Source organism: Amycolatopsis sp. NPDC039088 (assembly GCF_055598845.1).
On sequence record NZ_JBVKAE010000027.1, the window covers coordinates 75,904 to 90,801 of the forward strand.

Below are 14,898 nucleotides of genomic sequence, written 5' to 3' on the forward strand. Positions count from 1 at the left end.
GTTGCCTCAAGACCCTCGTCTCGTACTGGAAGCCCACGTGGGCAGCGCCGCGAATGCCGGGTGGATCGCCGAGCACTTTGGCCCTAGCACCTCGCAGACCGCCTCGGGAAGGGGCCTCGAACACCACGTACCCGACAACCGGACGAGCTGATGATCCATAGCAGCCGGACTAGCGATGAATCCGATTCTGCCCGTCGGCCTCGGGGCTGTCCTGCTGCTGGCCGGCGCGGTGCTCGCCGTGCGAGCCCGCGCTCACCGGCGACGTCGGCGTTGGCGAGCCCGCCCGGACTCGGTTGCGAGTATCACCGCCCGCGTGACGACCGAGCGCCAGCAACCCGGCCCGGCCTGGCCCGCGCACGACCGCGACGGCCAACCCGCTACAGCGGATCGCGACCAGCCGACGCTGCAGCTGCCCCGCGTTCTTGCACCGCATGCGCGACAGAGGCCAAGCCCTCGGTCTCGACCGGACCGGCGCCGAGCTGCCGCTCCTGGTACGTCGGACGACGCGGATACCGCCACTTCGGATTCAGGCCCGCACGCACTGAGGTAGGCGACCAAGCCCAGCACCTCTCGCGGCGTGGGGTCTCCGGGCGTGGCAAGGCGGCCGCTAGGTGAGCCTTCCGCCAGCACTCGTCGCTCACCCCGGACGCGGGCCGCCCGCGCTCCGTAGTTGACGGCTCCTTTGTAGACAGTTCAGCCCACTCTTCTCAGACGGGAAAGACCGCTTCGTGAACAGAAAGACCCTGTCGTTCGCAGCAGCCGTGACGGCGAGCATCGCCGCCGCGCTGACCGCCCCCGCGACGCCGGCCGTCGCCGACACGCCACCGCCGCAGGCCGAACCGATGCTCATCGGTGGTCACCCGGCCGCGACCGCGCCGCCGGGGATCGCCTCGCTGCAGTACGACGCACCCAAACACGGTGAGAAGTACATCGACTACCACACCTGCGGCGGCGCGCTGGTGTTCCGTGGCTGGGTGGTCACCGCCGGGCACTGCGTTACCGATCCGTCCGCGGGTCCGGGGGCCAGGTCGTCGCTGATCGGGCGGTTCAACGCTGACCCCGCGCCGATCCCGACCGCGGACAAGCAGTTCCACATCCGAACCGGCAGCCTCGACCGGCTCTCCGGTGGCGAGACCGCGACCGTGACCAAGGTCGTGGTTCACCCCGGCTGGAAATGGGGAGACGGCGCGCCGAAGAGCAAGGTGTACGACGTCGCCATGCTCAAGCTGGACCACTTGGTTCAGGAGCCGACCGTGCAACTCGCCCGCGTCGATGCCCGGCGCGGTGCCGATGCCACGGTCTACGGCTGGGGTGTGACCGAGCCCGACAGCGCCAGGGACGGCCTGCCCAGGCGCCTGCAGCAACTCGAGACCCGGGTTATCTCACCGTCGCGCTGCGCCGAGGCGTTCATCGCCGGCGGCGAAGTCTGCACCAACAATCCCAGCGGAACCGACGGCAGCTGTTACGGAGATTCCGGCACGCCCGCCATGGCCACCATCGACGGCGTTCCTCAGCTCGTCGGGATCGCCAGCCGATCCGCCGACCCCAAGTTCTGCGGCGTCGAGCCCGACGTCTTAACCAGCGCTCCGGAGCTGCGGGACTGGATCTACCACGTCGCTCGCACCGGCAACGCCACCTAGCCCTAAGCCTGAGGGTGCCGCGCCCTTCCACCCGTGGGCGCGGTACCCCCAAGGGCCCGGCACGACATTCACCTTCCGAGACATCAAAACACATGAACGACGCCACCAGAACACCACCGGCCACCGGCCACCGGTGGCCGACACCGGACTTCCCTCACATCGAGGTACCCAGCTCGGCTCAGAGGCTCGTCCGGCGCAGCTGGGCAACGGGCTCCGACGCTGTCCCGGGCCGCCCGCACGATCCCTTCGTTCGTGTCGCCGCCGCGCGCGATACTTCAGGCCACGCTGGACGACCTGGCCGAGGTCGGCTACACCGGCCTGACGATCGACCGGGTCGCCGCCCGCGCCGGCACCAACAAGACGGCGATCTATCGCCGCTGGCCCAGCCGTGCCGCCCTGGCAGTGGCCGCGAACCACCATGTCGCGATGGCCGACGAACTGCCGGACACCGGAGACCTGCGCGCGGACGTCCTCGCGCTGTTGCGCGGAGCGGCCCGGCGGATCGGTTCCCCGCACGGGGAACTCCTGCACATCCTCGCCGCCGAGATGGGCAACGAACCCGAGCTCATCCGGGAGGCCCGCGAACAAATGCTCGACGCCGGCCTAGCCCGGTGGCTGACCGTCCTCGGCCGGGCGATTGCTCGCGGCCAAGCCCGCCCGGAAGCACTCTCGCCCCGCATCGCCACCGTCGCTCTCGACCTGCTTCGTCACGAATACCTCGTCCGCGGCCACGCCACCATCGCCGACAGCACCCTCGTCGAGATCGCCGACACGATCTATCTCCCTCTCGTACAGACCCCAACCCCCATGGGGCAAACCAGAAACGCGCCCATAGCCACGAGCGTCCAGACAGTCCTACCCGGACAGTCCCTCTCGTCTACGGCGCATGGCACGAGATCGGGATCCACGGCCTCCCAGCAGGGAGGGGCCTTGCCTGAGTGCGCCAGGGGGTCGCGTGCAGCTGGCACGAGTACAGGAGTGCAAAGCATCGCAGCTCCAGATAAAGCGCAGCGACGTTGAGCTATCAGCGCCCCGAGGTCCTCGGTGATTCGTCGTCGAAGTACTCGGCTTCGTGCTGGCGGTGATGACGTCGGCGTGGTGCTCGATCGTGGTGAGCAGTTGCCGGGCGATCGCCTCGTTGGGCCATGCCTCGATCGGGGATCGAGGCATGGCCCGCTGCAGCAACTGCTGGGGGCGCTCGGCCTGCCAGGCCGAGCAGGTGAAATTCCACCATCCATAGCTCGACGTATACAGCCGGGAGCGCTACGGCGAGAGCGGCTGGCACTCGCCCTCAACGGGCCTGATCCCCGCCAGCTACGGCCACTGGTTACGCGACCACGGCGTGCACGCGCCCGATGGCCGCGAACTGCCCGAATGGAGCCCTGACCTGGCGCTAGGTGGTCTCCCAATGGCGTGGAAGCTCTATCTCGGATCCAAAGGAATAGTGGCATCCAGGCCGAGCGTGGAGAGTTTCCGGCGTACGGCGGTGGATGCCAGCACCCGAAGCGGGCGGTTCTCGTCCGCGCAACGGCCGACCACGGCTACGAGCGGGACCACCGCTTCCAAGCTGAGGTAAGTCACCGCCGTCAGGTCCAACACGACCGAGCCCATCGCGTGCAGGGCGGGCGCGAACAGATCGCGCACATGACGGGCGTCGAAGAGCTCACCGGCGGCGGCGACGGTCAGCGGTGCCGGTGTGACGGGAGGTTCGTCCTGCAGGTTCGCGGTCATCCGTATCTGCCTGTCCTAGCTCTACAGCGGCAATCGCTGTTACTTCACCAAGTCCCTCGATGATTGCAACGACTCTCACGAGCTGCGTGGCTTAAGTCCCCTCTCAAGCGGAGCCTGACCACTATGGCCGTGCTCGGCGCGCGGTCGCCCTCACCACGCAGGGCCACCGGCTCGATCGCCGCATTCGAGGGGCAGCCGCGTCGACGTGCAAACCGGGCCACAAACCATCTACGACATTCTCCCACTCGTGGCCCACGGCGGCCAAGTAACAAAGATCCGGTGGCCGCCGACTTCGGACGCACACCTTGACCGGCGGCCCAGCAGTACGCCCCCCGCCTGCCGGGTCACCGGCCGTGCACGAGGTGCCGGATGGAAACATCACATCGTCCGGCACCTCGCCGGGCGGGTGGGTACGCCTGGTGCCAGTCCGAACGCTCGGGCTGCCACCAGTACTCCTCTACTCCGACAGAAGACTACTTGCGTACAGGCACACCGTCGACGAGCACTGACCGCCGTTCTAGAACGATGAGCCACCCACGTGATCACTGGAACGACGGGCGTCCAAAGGGCCCGATCGCCGGCCGAACGAGATCGAGTCAGAATATGAGCGATTGCGAACATCCCAGCTAGATCGACTGACGTCGACCCAAACGGCTCGAACCTTGATCGTTCCTGGACGACCGCGCCACGACATCGACTCTTTGGAGTCGAACACGCCTCACAGGTCATCTGCTCAGGCTGCTCTGTGACCCCAGGACCACGCCGAGCGCAGTGCAGTGATTAGGGCTTCATCGTCGGCGATGGTGGGCTCCTCGTTCCCCACGGGCAGCCAGACCTCGCCGAGGACGCGGTCACCGTCGTAGCGGATCAGGGCGATGCCGGGGTAGGTGAGCGTCTCCGGCCGGTCCTCGATGTCGTAGACGGCCACTGTCCTGCTAACCCAGCCCACCCGGACAACTCGATCAGGCATCGGCCACTTCTCCCTGGATCGTTGTCCCAGTTATGTCGCATGACAGGTCCCGTACGTAACAGGTAGGCGCCGTGTGTGGTGACGAAAGCCGCTCTTCGGCCGGCTGGCGATACGAAACCGGGCACGGTTAGGCCTTCAGGGCCGCTGTGGCAGGCAAGCCGGCCTAGGAGGGTTCGCGACCGTCGGCCGCGCATCGTCGGTCATGACCGTCATCGCCGCGGAAACCACTGAAGACGTCGCGGAATCGACAGGGGATGTTGCAGAGCCCGGCCGTGCCGAACCGCTCAGACCGCGGGAGAGCAGCAGTGTGCCGTGTGCCCAGCAACAGCTAGCTGGGCACGAACTTCGGCACAGCAGGACGAACGGAGACGAAACGGATCCCAATCGCGGTCTACGCCGAGTAGAGGCGGAGAGCTTCGCATTTCCCCGTCGTCAGCGCAGGGCGAGCAGTGTCGTGTCCTTCTCCGCATTGCGGCGGATCAACGACAACCGAGTCGGCTTGATCCTTTTGACCGTCTCGACCAGGCGTGCGGTGTCGACGCGCTCGCGGTGGACTCGCGCCAGCAGGACGGGTCGGTTCGGAGTGGTCTGGTCGAGGTGTTCTCTTGGTACGCCGGCCGGTATGGCCTGACGGGAACGCGTCTGGACGCCGAGAACCATGGTGTCCTGCGCCGAGCCGTCCGGGGCGTCATAGAGCACGATCTTCTCGACGTCGTCCCAGCGCAGTTTCCACGGGCCGATGTGAAGATCCTTACGACGGAGCGCCAAGATGTTGTTGGCTCGGGAATAGCGATTGACCACGAAGGCGGGGCCGCCGACGAGCAGCGCTGTGCCGAGCGAGGTGAGCCACGCCTGGTCGAGGAGAACCCCGATCCCGCCGAGCGCGAACACCGCGACGAAAATGAGTGCGATCGCGAGCCACAATGCGCCGAAGCGCCGTATCGAGAATGGTTTGGCCAGCCGGAATTGCGCCATCACGAGGTCACCTCGGGAATCTGTGCCGATATTGTCTCCGGGTTGGACCGGCCGCGCCGCCGGAAAGTTGGGGCGCCGGTCAGGAATGCCGGTAGGCCCATGCTTGGACATCCGGGAACCCAGGGTGAGCCTGGTCGAGGGTGACCGGCACGCTTCCTCCGCACCCTCTACTGGCGAAGACGAACTGCGTCTGGACATTGTTGTTGTAGACCGAGCGCGCCAGGAACGGCAGATCTGTGCACCGCATGGCACGTTCGATGTCGTAGTGCTGCATGTTGCCCTGGTAGTTCGGTTTCGGGTAAAAGCAGATCCGGGCCGCCGGGCAGTCCGCGGGTTTGGGCACTTCGACGGGTGTGGGCGCCGAAGTCGGTGCGGGTGCGACGGGCGCCGAAGTGGTGGGCGGCGGCGGTCCGGCGCTACTCGACGGGGGTGACGGGGTAGTCGTGGTCGAAGTCGTCGCGGGCGCGGACGATGACGTGGGCGTGAACTGTGGCGGGGACACGGGTGAGCTTGCCGACTGGGTGGCGGCACCGGCGTGTTGGTCGACGCCGGTGCGGGTGACGGCCATGGTCGTGGCCACCGCGATCGCCGCGGCGACAGCGGCGACCGTGGCGGCGCCGCTCATCCTGCGCCAAATCCGGTGCTTGACGCTCGCGCCAAGGTAGCGCTGGTGTCCCGGCAGGAGTTCGGAGTCACGGCTCGTACGCCAGCGCACCGCTGCGCTGAGCGGTTTCCCGCGCAGCAGGAGGTGTCGTGAGCACTTCGACTCCTGCCACCGGCCGGCTTGCTGGTCGAGGTGGTCGCGCCACCGGAGGAAGTCCCGGTCCTGTTCCAGCCAGTGGCGCAGCCGCGGCCAGTTATCGATCAGTGCCTGGTGCGCCAACTCGACGGTGACGGCTCCGTCGGCGCCAGGGCCGATGGCGACCAGGCGATGCTGCGCGAGCCGCTGGGCGAGCCGGTCCAGTCCGGGGGAAAGCTGCGTGATCGGGACGGGTTTCCGGGCGAAGCCGTCACCCGAGGGCCGGGCCATCAGCGCGAACAGGTGGCGCAGCAGATCGGGCTCGCCGGGGCCCGCGAATTCGGCGAGCGCGCGTTCGGCGGTCATCGTGATGGCGCCGCTGACCCCGCCGATCCAGTCGTAGGCCGCGTTGGTCAGATATCCCCCGTCGCGTTGCTCCCACAACTGCGCCAGCAAGGACTCAACCAGTGGCAACTGCCCCGGTTCCGATCCTGCGTCGTCGAGGATTCGCTCGGTCAGCCCGTCCTCCAGGTACAGGCCCGGCGCGTGTTCGGCCGGTCCGGTGATGACCGCTCGCAGCTGTTTGCGGCCCATCGGCGCCAAAGAGACGATGGCGGCGTCGAGCGCGCTCGCGGTGTCTTCGGTCATGAGCGCGCTGACCGCTTCCCATCGCAGCGTCAACACGAGCCGCAACGGCGGGGAGTCACCCGTCCGGATCAGTGCGATGAGCCGGTGCAGCAACTCCTTCGCCGCGGGCAGGTTCTCCGCGGTCAGCTCTTCGAATTGGTCCAGGAACAGCACGGGCAGGGCGGTACCGGGTGCGACCGCGAGTGCACCGGCCAGCCAGCGGGTCGTACCGGGGTCATTGGACAACCGGTTCGCCAGGTCTGCGACGAGCCGCTGCTGGTCGTGTGGTCCCGCGTCGGGACGCAGCAGCCTCGCCATCGCGACGGCGAGGGAGAACCGCGCGGGGACGGTCGGCGGTGGTCGCAGCTCGACGATGGGCGCGCCCGCTCGCCGCAGCCTCGGCAGCAGACCCGCGCGGACCAGCGACGACTTCCCTGTGCCCGACTGCCCCATCACCGCCAGGATTGGGTGACGTCGGAAAGAGTCTTCCAGGCGGGCGATGTCTTCGTCACGGCCGTAGAAGAGGGCGGCGTGCTGCTCGCCGAACGGTTCGAGCCCTCGGTACGGGTTGGGCACGCGGTCTGGGTCGATCCCGAGGACTTGCTCGACCGGGATCAGGTACGCGGTCGTGGTCCCGCGGTGCGCGTCCGCCGCGACCGTCATCCCGATGACGGCCCGCGCCTGCACGTCCCATACCGGCGTGCCACTAAAGCCCTCGACGACGGGTTGACTGCTCGGCGCACCGTGAAGCTGGATCCAGTGGGCACCTTGCTGCCCAAGCAGCGTCCCGGAGGCCCAGACGCCGTCGCTCATCCCCTCGGGGAAGCCGAGAACGTGGAAATCGTGGCCCCACACTTGCGTCATTCGCCGCATCGGGGGTACGCGAACTGGGTGTGCGGCGGGCTCGGCGAGGGTGAGGAGTGCGAGGTCACCAGTGTGATCGGCGTGCACCGGCGACCAGGCCGAGACCCGCGCGAAGACTCGCGTGGGTCGACTGCCGTGCTCGGCCGCGAGCGGAAAGTCCAGCTCGACCGTGCCCTCGGGCGGTCGCTCGTCGCCGGGGTCCCCGCCGAGAGCGGCGGTGACCACGTGCGCACAGGTCGCCACCACATCCGGCGCGACCAGGAAACCGCCGCCGATCACCTGCCCTGCCTCGTCGCGGATGCGTGCGATCGAGCGGCCGAGCGGATGGTGGTCAGATGCGGACCGTTCCGGCATACCCCTCGAATCCCCCTCATCGTCTCAGGACACCACTACCGGTCGCGCTCGTGTCCTCACAGTCGGTGCCTGGTGGTTCGGCGTCAAAGTCTGCCACGACTCGTTGGACCGAAGGCGACCGCGCTGCCCACTACACCGGATCAGGGGCCGCGGAACGAGCCGACGGAACCCGGACGAAACTGCCTTCCCTCCGGCCCAACCTTTTCGGGTAATGCCGGGTCTTCGCCGATATGCACACTACGATGGCTGTCCTGCCGACGCCGCCGAGCCGGGAAGGAACCGCCCGCGTGATCGCCGTTGACGCCGGATCCGAAGACACGCTGGCTGAGCTGCTCGGGGCCGTGCTGCAGGAGATCGCGAGGCGCCCGGACTTCTTGACCGGGTTCTCCCCCGGCGCCGATCGCCCCGGGATCGGCAGGGTGGCCAAGGGCGGGCAGGCGGCGGCGATGCCCTTCGAATCGCTGCTGGTCGACGTATTCGGCGAGCTGCAAGATGCGATGCTCGGCTACACGGCGAAACGGCTCGGCGGCCGTCACAACGCTGAGGACATCGTGCAAGCCGCGTTCATGCGCGTATACGCGCGGAAGCCGGACATCAGTGACCGGGAGAAAGTTCGCGCATACCTGTGGCGCGTGGTCAAGAACCTGATCAACGACGAGTTGCGCCGCATGGTCACTGACCGGAAGCACCTCGAAAACGACGCTTCGCACCAACTCGGGCACCTCTGTGAACAGGCCGGTCTTCGCGTCGACGACCTCGTCTCCCTGCGCGATCTCCTCCTCGGCGCATTGGAAAGCCTCTCGCCGAGAGAGCGCGAAGCCGTCGTGCTACGCGGTTATGGCGACCGCACACTGGCCGAGGTCGCGCATCTGATGGGTGTCGCACTCGGTACCGCGAAAAGCTATGTGCACCACGGGTTCGCTCATATCCGCCAGTACCTGGACGACGCCGGCGTGTAGTACCACCCGAAACCAGCTCGGAACCCCCATACAAGACAAGGAACCTTCATGTCCTTTTTGGTGGGCCCAAGACGGCGCGTCCTCGCAGCGGTGTGCCTGTCAACGGGTCTGGCGCTCACTGCCTGCGCGAGCCCAGAGACTTCGGCGCCATCGGACAGGACCGGACTGCCCGCGGCGGCACCCAATTCGGTACGCGAACTGCCGATTCCCTTCGGCCATCAGTACTACGCCCCACACGATCTGTCCCGTGTGGAGTTTCCGGCCGGTCACGCGGTGCTGGCCGGTCCGCATTTCTCGCTCCGGCTTCGCTGGCTGGCCACCGGCGCGGCCATCACCGAATCCGGCGCCACCGGATCCGCTCCGGGGCTCGAGCCCCAGCGGGCAGCGGACGGTCAGGAACTGCTGCTGTTCGACGTGGACAGTTCTGTGCGTGGCGGTCAGTTCGTCGAAGGCGACACCGCGAAACCGGCCGCGGAACTGGTCATCGGCGAGACCGTGGTGAAACTCGGCAAGCTGCCACTGGCTTCGTCGAGCAAAATCACCCGCAAGCTGGACGGCGTCACCGTGCTCGCCGCCGCGCCGATCGGCGCGCCCGTGTCGATCCGGGTCACCGACGCGGGACGAACCCAGACCATGGATGTGCGAACCGGCGCGCGGGGTGCCGACGCGATTCCCGGGTTCTACCGCCCGGTCACCCGGAAACTGGACTGGTCCAAGACCGTTCCGATTGGTGTCGCGGTGCCAGGCCGCGCGGCTCCGTACCGCGCGAACCTCAGCCTCGGCTTCACCACCCTGACCGGCGTCACGAACCTCACAAACCCGGTCGCGCTGCTGGCCCCCTACCTCAAGAGCCGGGGCTGGGCCCCGCCCGGCCGCGCCTGGCTGCTGTTGCCCGGCCCGGTGGCCACGGCGGAGATCGTAAAAGGCAATCCCACCTTCGTTCTCGCTGTCCGTGACACGGCAGCGTTCCGCCTGCGCTTTCCCGACGGCGCCGAGATCAAACCCGCCGAGGGCACTAGGACGATCAAGACCTTTCTCGGCACGCTCGGCGGACCTCCTTCCGACCTGGTGTTCGACGTCCCGGCCGACTTCCGCGCGGGCACGTACGTCCTGGATCTCGCGACGGCGAGCACCATCGCCGAGTTCTCCAACGGCAAGCTGCCCGGAAGGTGGTCACCGGCACCCGAACGGGCCGAAATCCCGATCACCCTCGACCACCCCTAACGCCGCGCCACTACAGCGCGCGGGGGAAACGCCAGTCCAGGTGGGCGGCGCACTCGCCCCGCGTGTGGCGGACATCGACGACCAGAACCGTCGTACCCGGCGGCGGACGCCGCGGCACCTCGGTCTCGGGGCGCGCCGGGCTGAGCGCTCCGCTCGTCACCACTCCCCTGGCGGTGAACATCCAGTCCACTTGGACATCGATGCACCCTGAGGAAGCGAGAGTGACGGTCCCGAGGCTTCCGCCATTGTCAAACCCGGTGAAATCATCCGGCCGCAGAAATGAGAACCACGTGTGGGTACCGGCACGGGGCTTCACGGTCCAGCGGTGGCCCGGGCCGTCCGGCCAGGCGGACTGACGGCCCCGGCCCGGGGCACCTCGTTCGGGTGTGTCACCACTGAGATAGGCCACTCGCGGTGTCACCGAGCGCTGGTGCTCCTCGCCCTCGATCGCGATCAGCACAGTCGCCGCGAGCAACACCGTGGCCCGATCGCCGTGCCGATCCCGAGCACGATGTTCCAGCGCCACTCTCGCTCCCATGACCCCAGATCACCCATAGTGCACCGTTGTCCCTCATCCGCACTGCACGGGTTCACCCGTTGGCTTGTTCGACCGTGTGACGGACGACTTGGTTGCGGTTGCGGGGCTGACCCGATCGAGTGATGCGCCCCGACAGCCTCAACTTTTTCAAACGGGCCAGGGTTGTTCCCGCCGAGACAGCTCTCCCAGCGGTAAAGGACACGGTATGCGATTCGACAAACGCTATCCACTACGTTTTTCCATGGCGGTGCTGGCAAGCCTTGCCTTGTGTTCCTGTTTCGCGCAATCGGCGGAACAGGCGCAGACATGCGGAGAACTGGACACCGTAATCCGGACAAGCATGGATGAACTGGCCGGAGCCCAGGCACAGCCGGGCGACCTTCCCCAACTGACCGCACAACTGCGCGGAATCGGGAGGAAACTCCGGGAGAGCGCGACCGCGGTCGCCGACCAGGAGTTGCGGACCGCGGCGATATCGGTCGCGGGTGACCTCGAAGGAATGGGCTCCGGGACGCCGACACCGAATAACGTCAGCGGACTCGCGAGCCTGTTCGAGGCGGTGCAGCGAAAATGTCCAGTGTGAACGCCGTGAAGCACGTTGAGGGCGGCCTCCTTCGTTCGGGCCCGGCGCGGGGGATCATCGCGCTGTGGTTCCTGATCCTCGCGGTGGCCGTCTGCGCGACGCTGCCCTTCCCCGCATGGGAACGGCAGATCCTGATGGCCTTTCCCGGGAATCGGTTCCCGACAGCCGCAGCTATGGCGAGGACGTACCTGCTGGGGCTGGCCATCAGCGTCCCGTGTGGCGCACTGCTCATCCTGGGCGGCCCCTCGGTGATCGAACGCATCGTCCGCGACCCCGGACGCGCGCGAAGCTCGCGGCGGTGGACAGATTGGTCGGGGCTGATGATCGCCGGCGGAATGCCGGTGCTCCCGCTGATCAAGTTGATACTGCCGAATCCGGCTGGGATGCTCATGGCCATCCCGGGTGCGCTGTTCGCGATCTGGACCGTGCACCGCTTCCAGCGGCATCGTCGGCTTCCGCTGCGATACACCCTCACCGCATTCGCCTGGGGCGCCACGGCGGCCATGACTATCGGGCTCCTGTGTCAACTTACGCACATGGCGCTGGCGCAAGAATTCCTGTCCTCCGTTCCACCTCCGGTCGGACGCCCTATTTCGGAGGTACTCGCCGCGCCGCTGTGGGAGGAATTCGGAAAAGGAGCCGGTGTCCTGCTGACATTTCACCTCCTGCGGCGCCGGTTCGACGGTGTGGTGAGCGGGATCGCGCTCGGTGCCATGACGGGAGCCGGGTTCAACTTCACCGAAACGATCCGCTTCGCCTTCCCCAGTTTCGACAGCGCCGCCTACCAGGTGTGGCTCCGCCAATGGGCGTCCGGCGTGCTGTTCGGACACGTGCTGTTCACTGCGCTGACCGGAGCCGCGATCGGACTGGCGAGCCGATGCCGGCGGTGGAGCACCAAGGTCCTCTATATCACTGCCGGGTTCGCCACCGCGGTACTCGGTCACTTCATCTGGAACTACCTCACGTTCCGCGACGGCCTCCCATGGCACGGCGCCAGCAAGGCTTCCGAGGTTCTGCTTGCCATGCCCTTGAACTACCTCACCGTCAGCGGCCCCTTCTTGCTCGTCGTCGGCACCGCGCTCTGGCTCGGGACCCGGCAAGAGGGACGCGCACTGTGGGCTGTCCTGCCCGTCGAAGCCGCAACCGGACTCGGCGCCGTCACCCCTGCCGAGATCGCGATTCTCGCGAACCCGGCCTACCGGCTCGCGGTGCGCCTTCGTGTGGCACTGGCGAACGGTCCCGCCAACTACGTCCACATCGGACGATTGCAGGCACGGCAACTCGACCTGGCGATGACGAGGTGGCGGGCGACTCACGACCCGGATCCTCTTCTGCACCAAGACATACAAGTGCTCCGCGAACGCATTCACCTGCTACGCCGCAGCGTCCGCTCCCCGCGCTGAAGGGACAGTCATGACCTTACGAATACTGATGCTCATCACGCTGGCGGCCGGTTTCTCACTACTGTGGCCGGAACATGCTTTCGCAGGCCAATGCGGGTCCGTCAGCTACGGCATCGCCCATGGCACTGAATCAGGTTGCGGCGACATCGGGTTCACGGCCATGCGATGCGTCGCCGCCGCCACCGCGATCGGCGCGGCGGCACGCATGGCCGTGATCGCGTCCGGGGTTCGACTCCCGCCGTCCGCCGGCCAGGGCTCGTCAACGCAGAACGGCGACCGGCCGAAGGTCTGCCTCAGACATGTCGAACTGGACGGCGAACGGCATCCGGAATCCGCCCAGCACGTCATCGACAACCTGAAACCCAACAGAAAGGGCAAATACCGATACGAAGGAACACTGGATCGCCCGGGCGCAGAGACACGACGCAACGACTCACTACGCGGCCACCCCACGGTGCCGGGCAAGGATCGAGACGAGTTCCGGCAGGCGATCTTCAAGGAAGGCGGCAAAGGCGCCAGCATCCGGCATATCAGTCCTTCGGACAACAGGGGTTCAGGCTCCTCGCTCGGCAGCCAGGTCAACGGCAAGAAGAAGGGCTACACCTATATCGAGGACGGCACCAAGATCCGGGTCTTCGTCAAGCCGCCCAAACCACCACGGTAAGTTACGCGACAACGACAGCGTCATCACTTGCCCTGGAGTTGGCCCTCGTGAAGACCTGCCGCCTCGCGCCGATGCGACCCTGGGACGCGTTCCTGACCACGGCACGTGTACCGGACACGATCACGAACGGCGCCGGTCGAAGCCCGCGCGGCGAGTGGGCAAGCGCGGCCTAGGCCGAGGCGATCCAACTCGCCGTCGACGGCTGGACCTACGCGCTGCCGGACGTGGACGTCACCGTCGCGACACCGCACAGTCGGGTCAGCGACGACCTCCCGGCGACGACGTTGACTCCGGTTTGGGACGTCACGGGGAGCGAGGTCGACATCGGGGCGTTCCTGGCAGGCGTGCCGGAATGCATGGTCGACGCGATGCCGCAGCGGATCTCGGCCAAGGGGGCGGGTCGTCACCTTCCTGATCCCGGTGGTCTACGCCAGCATCGTCCCGCATGATCGGATCCGGCACCGCGGTGCGGGGTTGGCTGCCCTGTGCTCGGCGATCATCAGGGCGGTCCACGCTGTGGAGATCTGGTTCGGGTACGCGGTCTGCCTGCACGGAGTGCGCTACACCGCGGTCGCACAGGCGATCTCCGCGGGCGAACCACTCGACCTGGGGCGGCTCCTCTTCGCTGTGGCGCACCCCGCCATGCTTCGTCGCCTGTGGTTCAGCGTCTGGGACAGCGCCGACCGTCAGGTGGCACTGTCGCTGCGAGCCAATGCCTACGGCCAACCACCGTTCACTTGTCACGCGGACGACCTGCCCGACGACGTCACCGACCCGTACGTATTCCCCCACCTGGACAAGGACGACCGGCAATGGGGGTCAAGGGATTCGGCAGTGTCCTGGTGCACACGAACTTTCGCGGAACTCGAACTGATCGCCCGAGCCGACCACACCACGATAAGTGACACCGAAAGCGTCGCACCGCGGCTACTGATGCTCGGCCGTGGAAGCCATGTGGGGACGGCCCGACCGGCCCTCATCCGCGACCTTCGCCACCGACGGCGGCCGAGACCGGATCTGATCGGAAGCGAGAGCAGGTGGTGTTATGACGCGCCTCCTGTCTCGATTCCGATCAAATCTGGTCCTCGGTCTCGGCAACCGGGAGGACCCCGGTGCGCGCGATTTGGCTGGGCGCTCAACAGATTGAGTGGCCTGCGCCACGCGCATTCCAACTTATTCGGACCGGCTGGTGTCACCACGCTGGACGAGCTCTTGAATGCGAGGAAGCGATTTGACAAACGGCGCTCGATACATCTTTCCGTGGCAGCGATGACGATTGTCTCGCTGTGCTCCTGCTTTGCGCAGTCAGCCGAGCAGGCGCGCGAATGCGGCGAGCTGAACGCCGTCCTTCAGGCGAGCATGGACGACCTCGCCGAAGCGCAGATGAGGCCGGGGATCTTGCCAGCCTGAGCGCGCAGCTGCGCGACATCGGAACAAGATCCGGGAGGGCTCGAGGGGTCACCGACCAGGAACTGAGGGAACGCAGCGGTATCAGTCGCCGGCGACCTCGAACGAATGGGTTCCGGATCGATGTCTCCCGCCGCACTCACCGGGTTGACGAATCTGTCCGGGCTCCTGACGGTCGCGGTGGTCGTCCTTGCGGTACTTCCGTTTCGTGGTGGGGCAG

The 14,898-nt window shown here is 67.0% G+C and carries 15 protein-coding genes; 9 read left to right on the forward strand and 6 right to left on the reverse strand.

Going from position 1 to position 14,898, the window contains the following annotated elements:
* Positions 1–169: 169 nt before the first annotated feature.
* A complete protein-coding gene (locus tag ACZ7KI_RS30145; protein WP_470276437.1) occupies positions 170–433 on the reverse strand; it encodes a hypothetical protein in 264 nt (87 codons plus the stop codon).
* A gap of 295 nt (positions 434–728) precedes the next feature.
* Between ACZ7KI_RS30145 and ACZ7KI_RS30150 the strand changes: the two genes are divergently transcribed.
* A complete protein-coding gene (locus tag ACZ7KI_RS30150) occupies positions 729–1,640 on the forward strand; it encodes a S1 family peptidase (RefSeq protein ID WP_470276438.1) in 912 nt (303 codons plus the stop codon).
* Positions 1,641–1,892: 252 nt separating this feature from the next.
* Entirely contained in the window at positions 1,893–2,660 is a 768-nt protein-coding gene (locus ACZ7KI_RS30155; protein ID WP_470276439.1) for a TetR/AcrR family transcriptional regulator, read from the forward strand.
* Positions 2,661–3,062: 402 nt separating this feature from the next.
* Here the strand turns inward: ACZ7KI_RS30155 and ACZ7KI_RS30160 are convergent, their stop codons facing one another.
* The 4 genes from ACZ7KI_RS30160 to ACZ7KI_RS30175 form a co-directional block, all read right to left on the reverse strand.
* On the reverse strand, positions 3,063–3,371 hold the full coding sequence (locus ACZ7KI_RS30160) for an STAS domain-containing protein (RefSeq protein WP_470276440.1): 309 nt from the start codon (positions 3,369–3,371) through the stop codon (positions 3,063–3,065).
* 733 nt (positions 3,372–4,104) lie between these two features.
* Positions 4,105–4,341 carry a hypothetical protein gene (locus tag ACZ7KI_RS30165; RefSeq protein ID WP_470276441.1) on the reverse strand — a complete coding sequence of 79 codons (237 nt, stop codon included), beginning with the start codon at positions 4,339–4,341 and terminating at the stop codon, positions 4,105–4,107.
* A gap of 432 nt (positions 4,342–4,773) precedes the next feature.
* Positions 4,774–5,427: a hypothetical protein gene (locus ACZ7KI_RS30170; RefSeq protein ID WP_470276442.1), complete on the reverse strand. Its 654-nt coding sequence runs from the start codon at positions 5,425–5,427 to the stop codon at positions 4,774–4,776.
* Positions 5,396–7,900 carry an nSTAND1 domain-containing NTPase gene (locus ACZ7KI_RS30175; protein WP_470276443.1) on the reverse strand — a complete coding sequence of 835 codons (2,505 nt, stop codon included), beginning with the start codon at positions 7,898–7,900 and terminating at the stop codon, positions 5,396–5,398. Before ACZ7KI_RS30175 ends, ACZ7KI_RS30170 begins: the two co-directional genes overlap by 32 nt.
* Positions 7,901–8,142: 242 nt before the next feature.
* Here ACZ7KI_RS30175 and ACZ7KI_RS30180 point away from each other — a divergent pair, with 242 nt between their 5' ends.
* Positions 8,143–8,859: an RNA polymerase sigma factor gene (locus tag ACZ7KI_RS30180; protein WP_470276444.1), complete on the forward strand. Its 717-nt coding sequence runs from the start codon at positions 8,143–8,145 to the stop codon at positions 8,857–8,859.
* 48 nt (positions 8,860–8,907) lie between these two features.
* Entirely contained in the window at positions 8,908–10,083 is a 1,176-nt protein-coding gene (locus ACZ7KI_RS30185; protein ID WP_470276445.1) for a hypothetical protein, read from the forward strand.
* A 10-nt stretch (positions 10,084–10,093) separates the two neighbouring features.
* Here ACZ7KI_RS30185 and ACZ7KI_RS30190 read toward each other — a convergent pair whose 3' ends face one another.
* The gene (locus tag ACZ7KI_RS30190) at positions 10,094–10,621 is read right to left on the reverse strand and encodes a hypothetical protein (RefSeq protein WP_470276446.1); all 528 of its coding nucleotides are present in this window, start codon (positions 10,619–10,621) and stop codon (positions 10,094–10,096) included.
* A 205-nt stretch (positions 10,622–10,826) separates the two neighbouring features.
* Between ACZ7KI_RS30190 and ACZ7KI_RS30195 the strand changes: the two genes are divergently transcribed.
* The 5 genes from ACZ7KI_RS30195 to ACZ7KI_RS30215 all read left to right on the forward strand — a co-directional run bounded on the left by ACZ7KI_RS30195 (position 10,827) and on the right by ACZ7KI_RS30215 (position 14,681).
* The gene (locus ACZ7KI_RS30195; RefSeq protein WP_470276447.1) at positions 10,827–11,204 is read left to right on the forward strand and encodes a hypothetical protein; all 378 of its coding nucleotides are present in this window, start codon (positions 10,827–10,829) and stop codon (positions 11,202–11,204) included.
* 5 nt (positions 11,205–11,209) lie between these two features.
* Positions 11,210–12,607 (forward strand): PrsW family intramembrane metalloprotease, encoded by a 1,398-nt coding sequence (locus tag ACZ7KI_RS30200; protein WP_470276448.1) that lies wholly within the window; start codon positions 11,210–11,212, stop codon positions 12,605–12,607.
* Between the two features lie 28 nt (positions 12,608–12,635).
* Positions 12,636–13,271 carry a hypothetical protein gene (locus ACZ7KI_RS30205; RefSeq protein ID WP_470276449.1) on the forward strand — a complete coding sequence of 212 codons (636 nt, stop codon included), beginning with the start codon at positions 12,636–12,638 and terminating at the stop codon, positions 13,269–13,271.
* Positions 13,272–13,453: 182 nt separating this feature from the next.
* The gene (locus ACZ7KI_RS30210; protein ID WP_470276487.1) at positions 13,454–13,720 is read left to right on the forward strand and encodes a DUF7192 family protein; all 267 of its coding nucleotides are present in this window, start codon (positions 13,454–13,456) and stop codon (positions 13,718–13,720) included.
* Positions 13,692–14,681 (forward strand): DUF7192 family protein, encoded by a 990-nt coding sequence (locus ACZ7KI_RS30215; RefSeq protein ID WP_470276450.1) that lies wholly within the window; start codon positions 13,692–13,694, stop codon positions 14,679–14,681. Before ACZ7KI_RS30210 ends, ACZ7KI_RS30215 begins: the two co-directional genes overlap by 29 nt.
* Positions 14,682–14,898 lie beyond the last annotated feature (217 nt).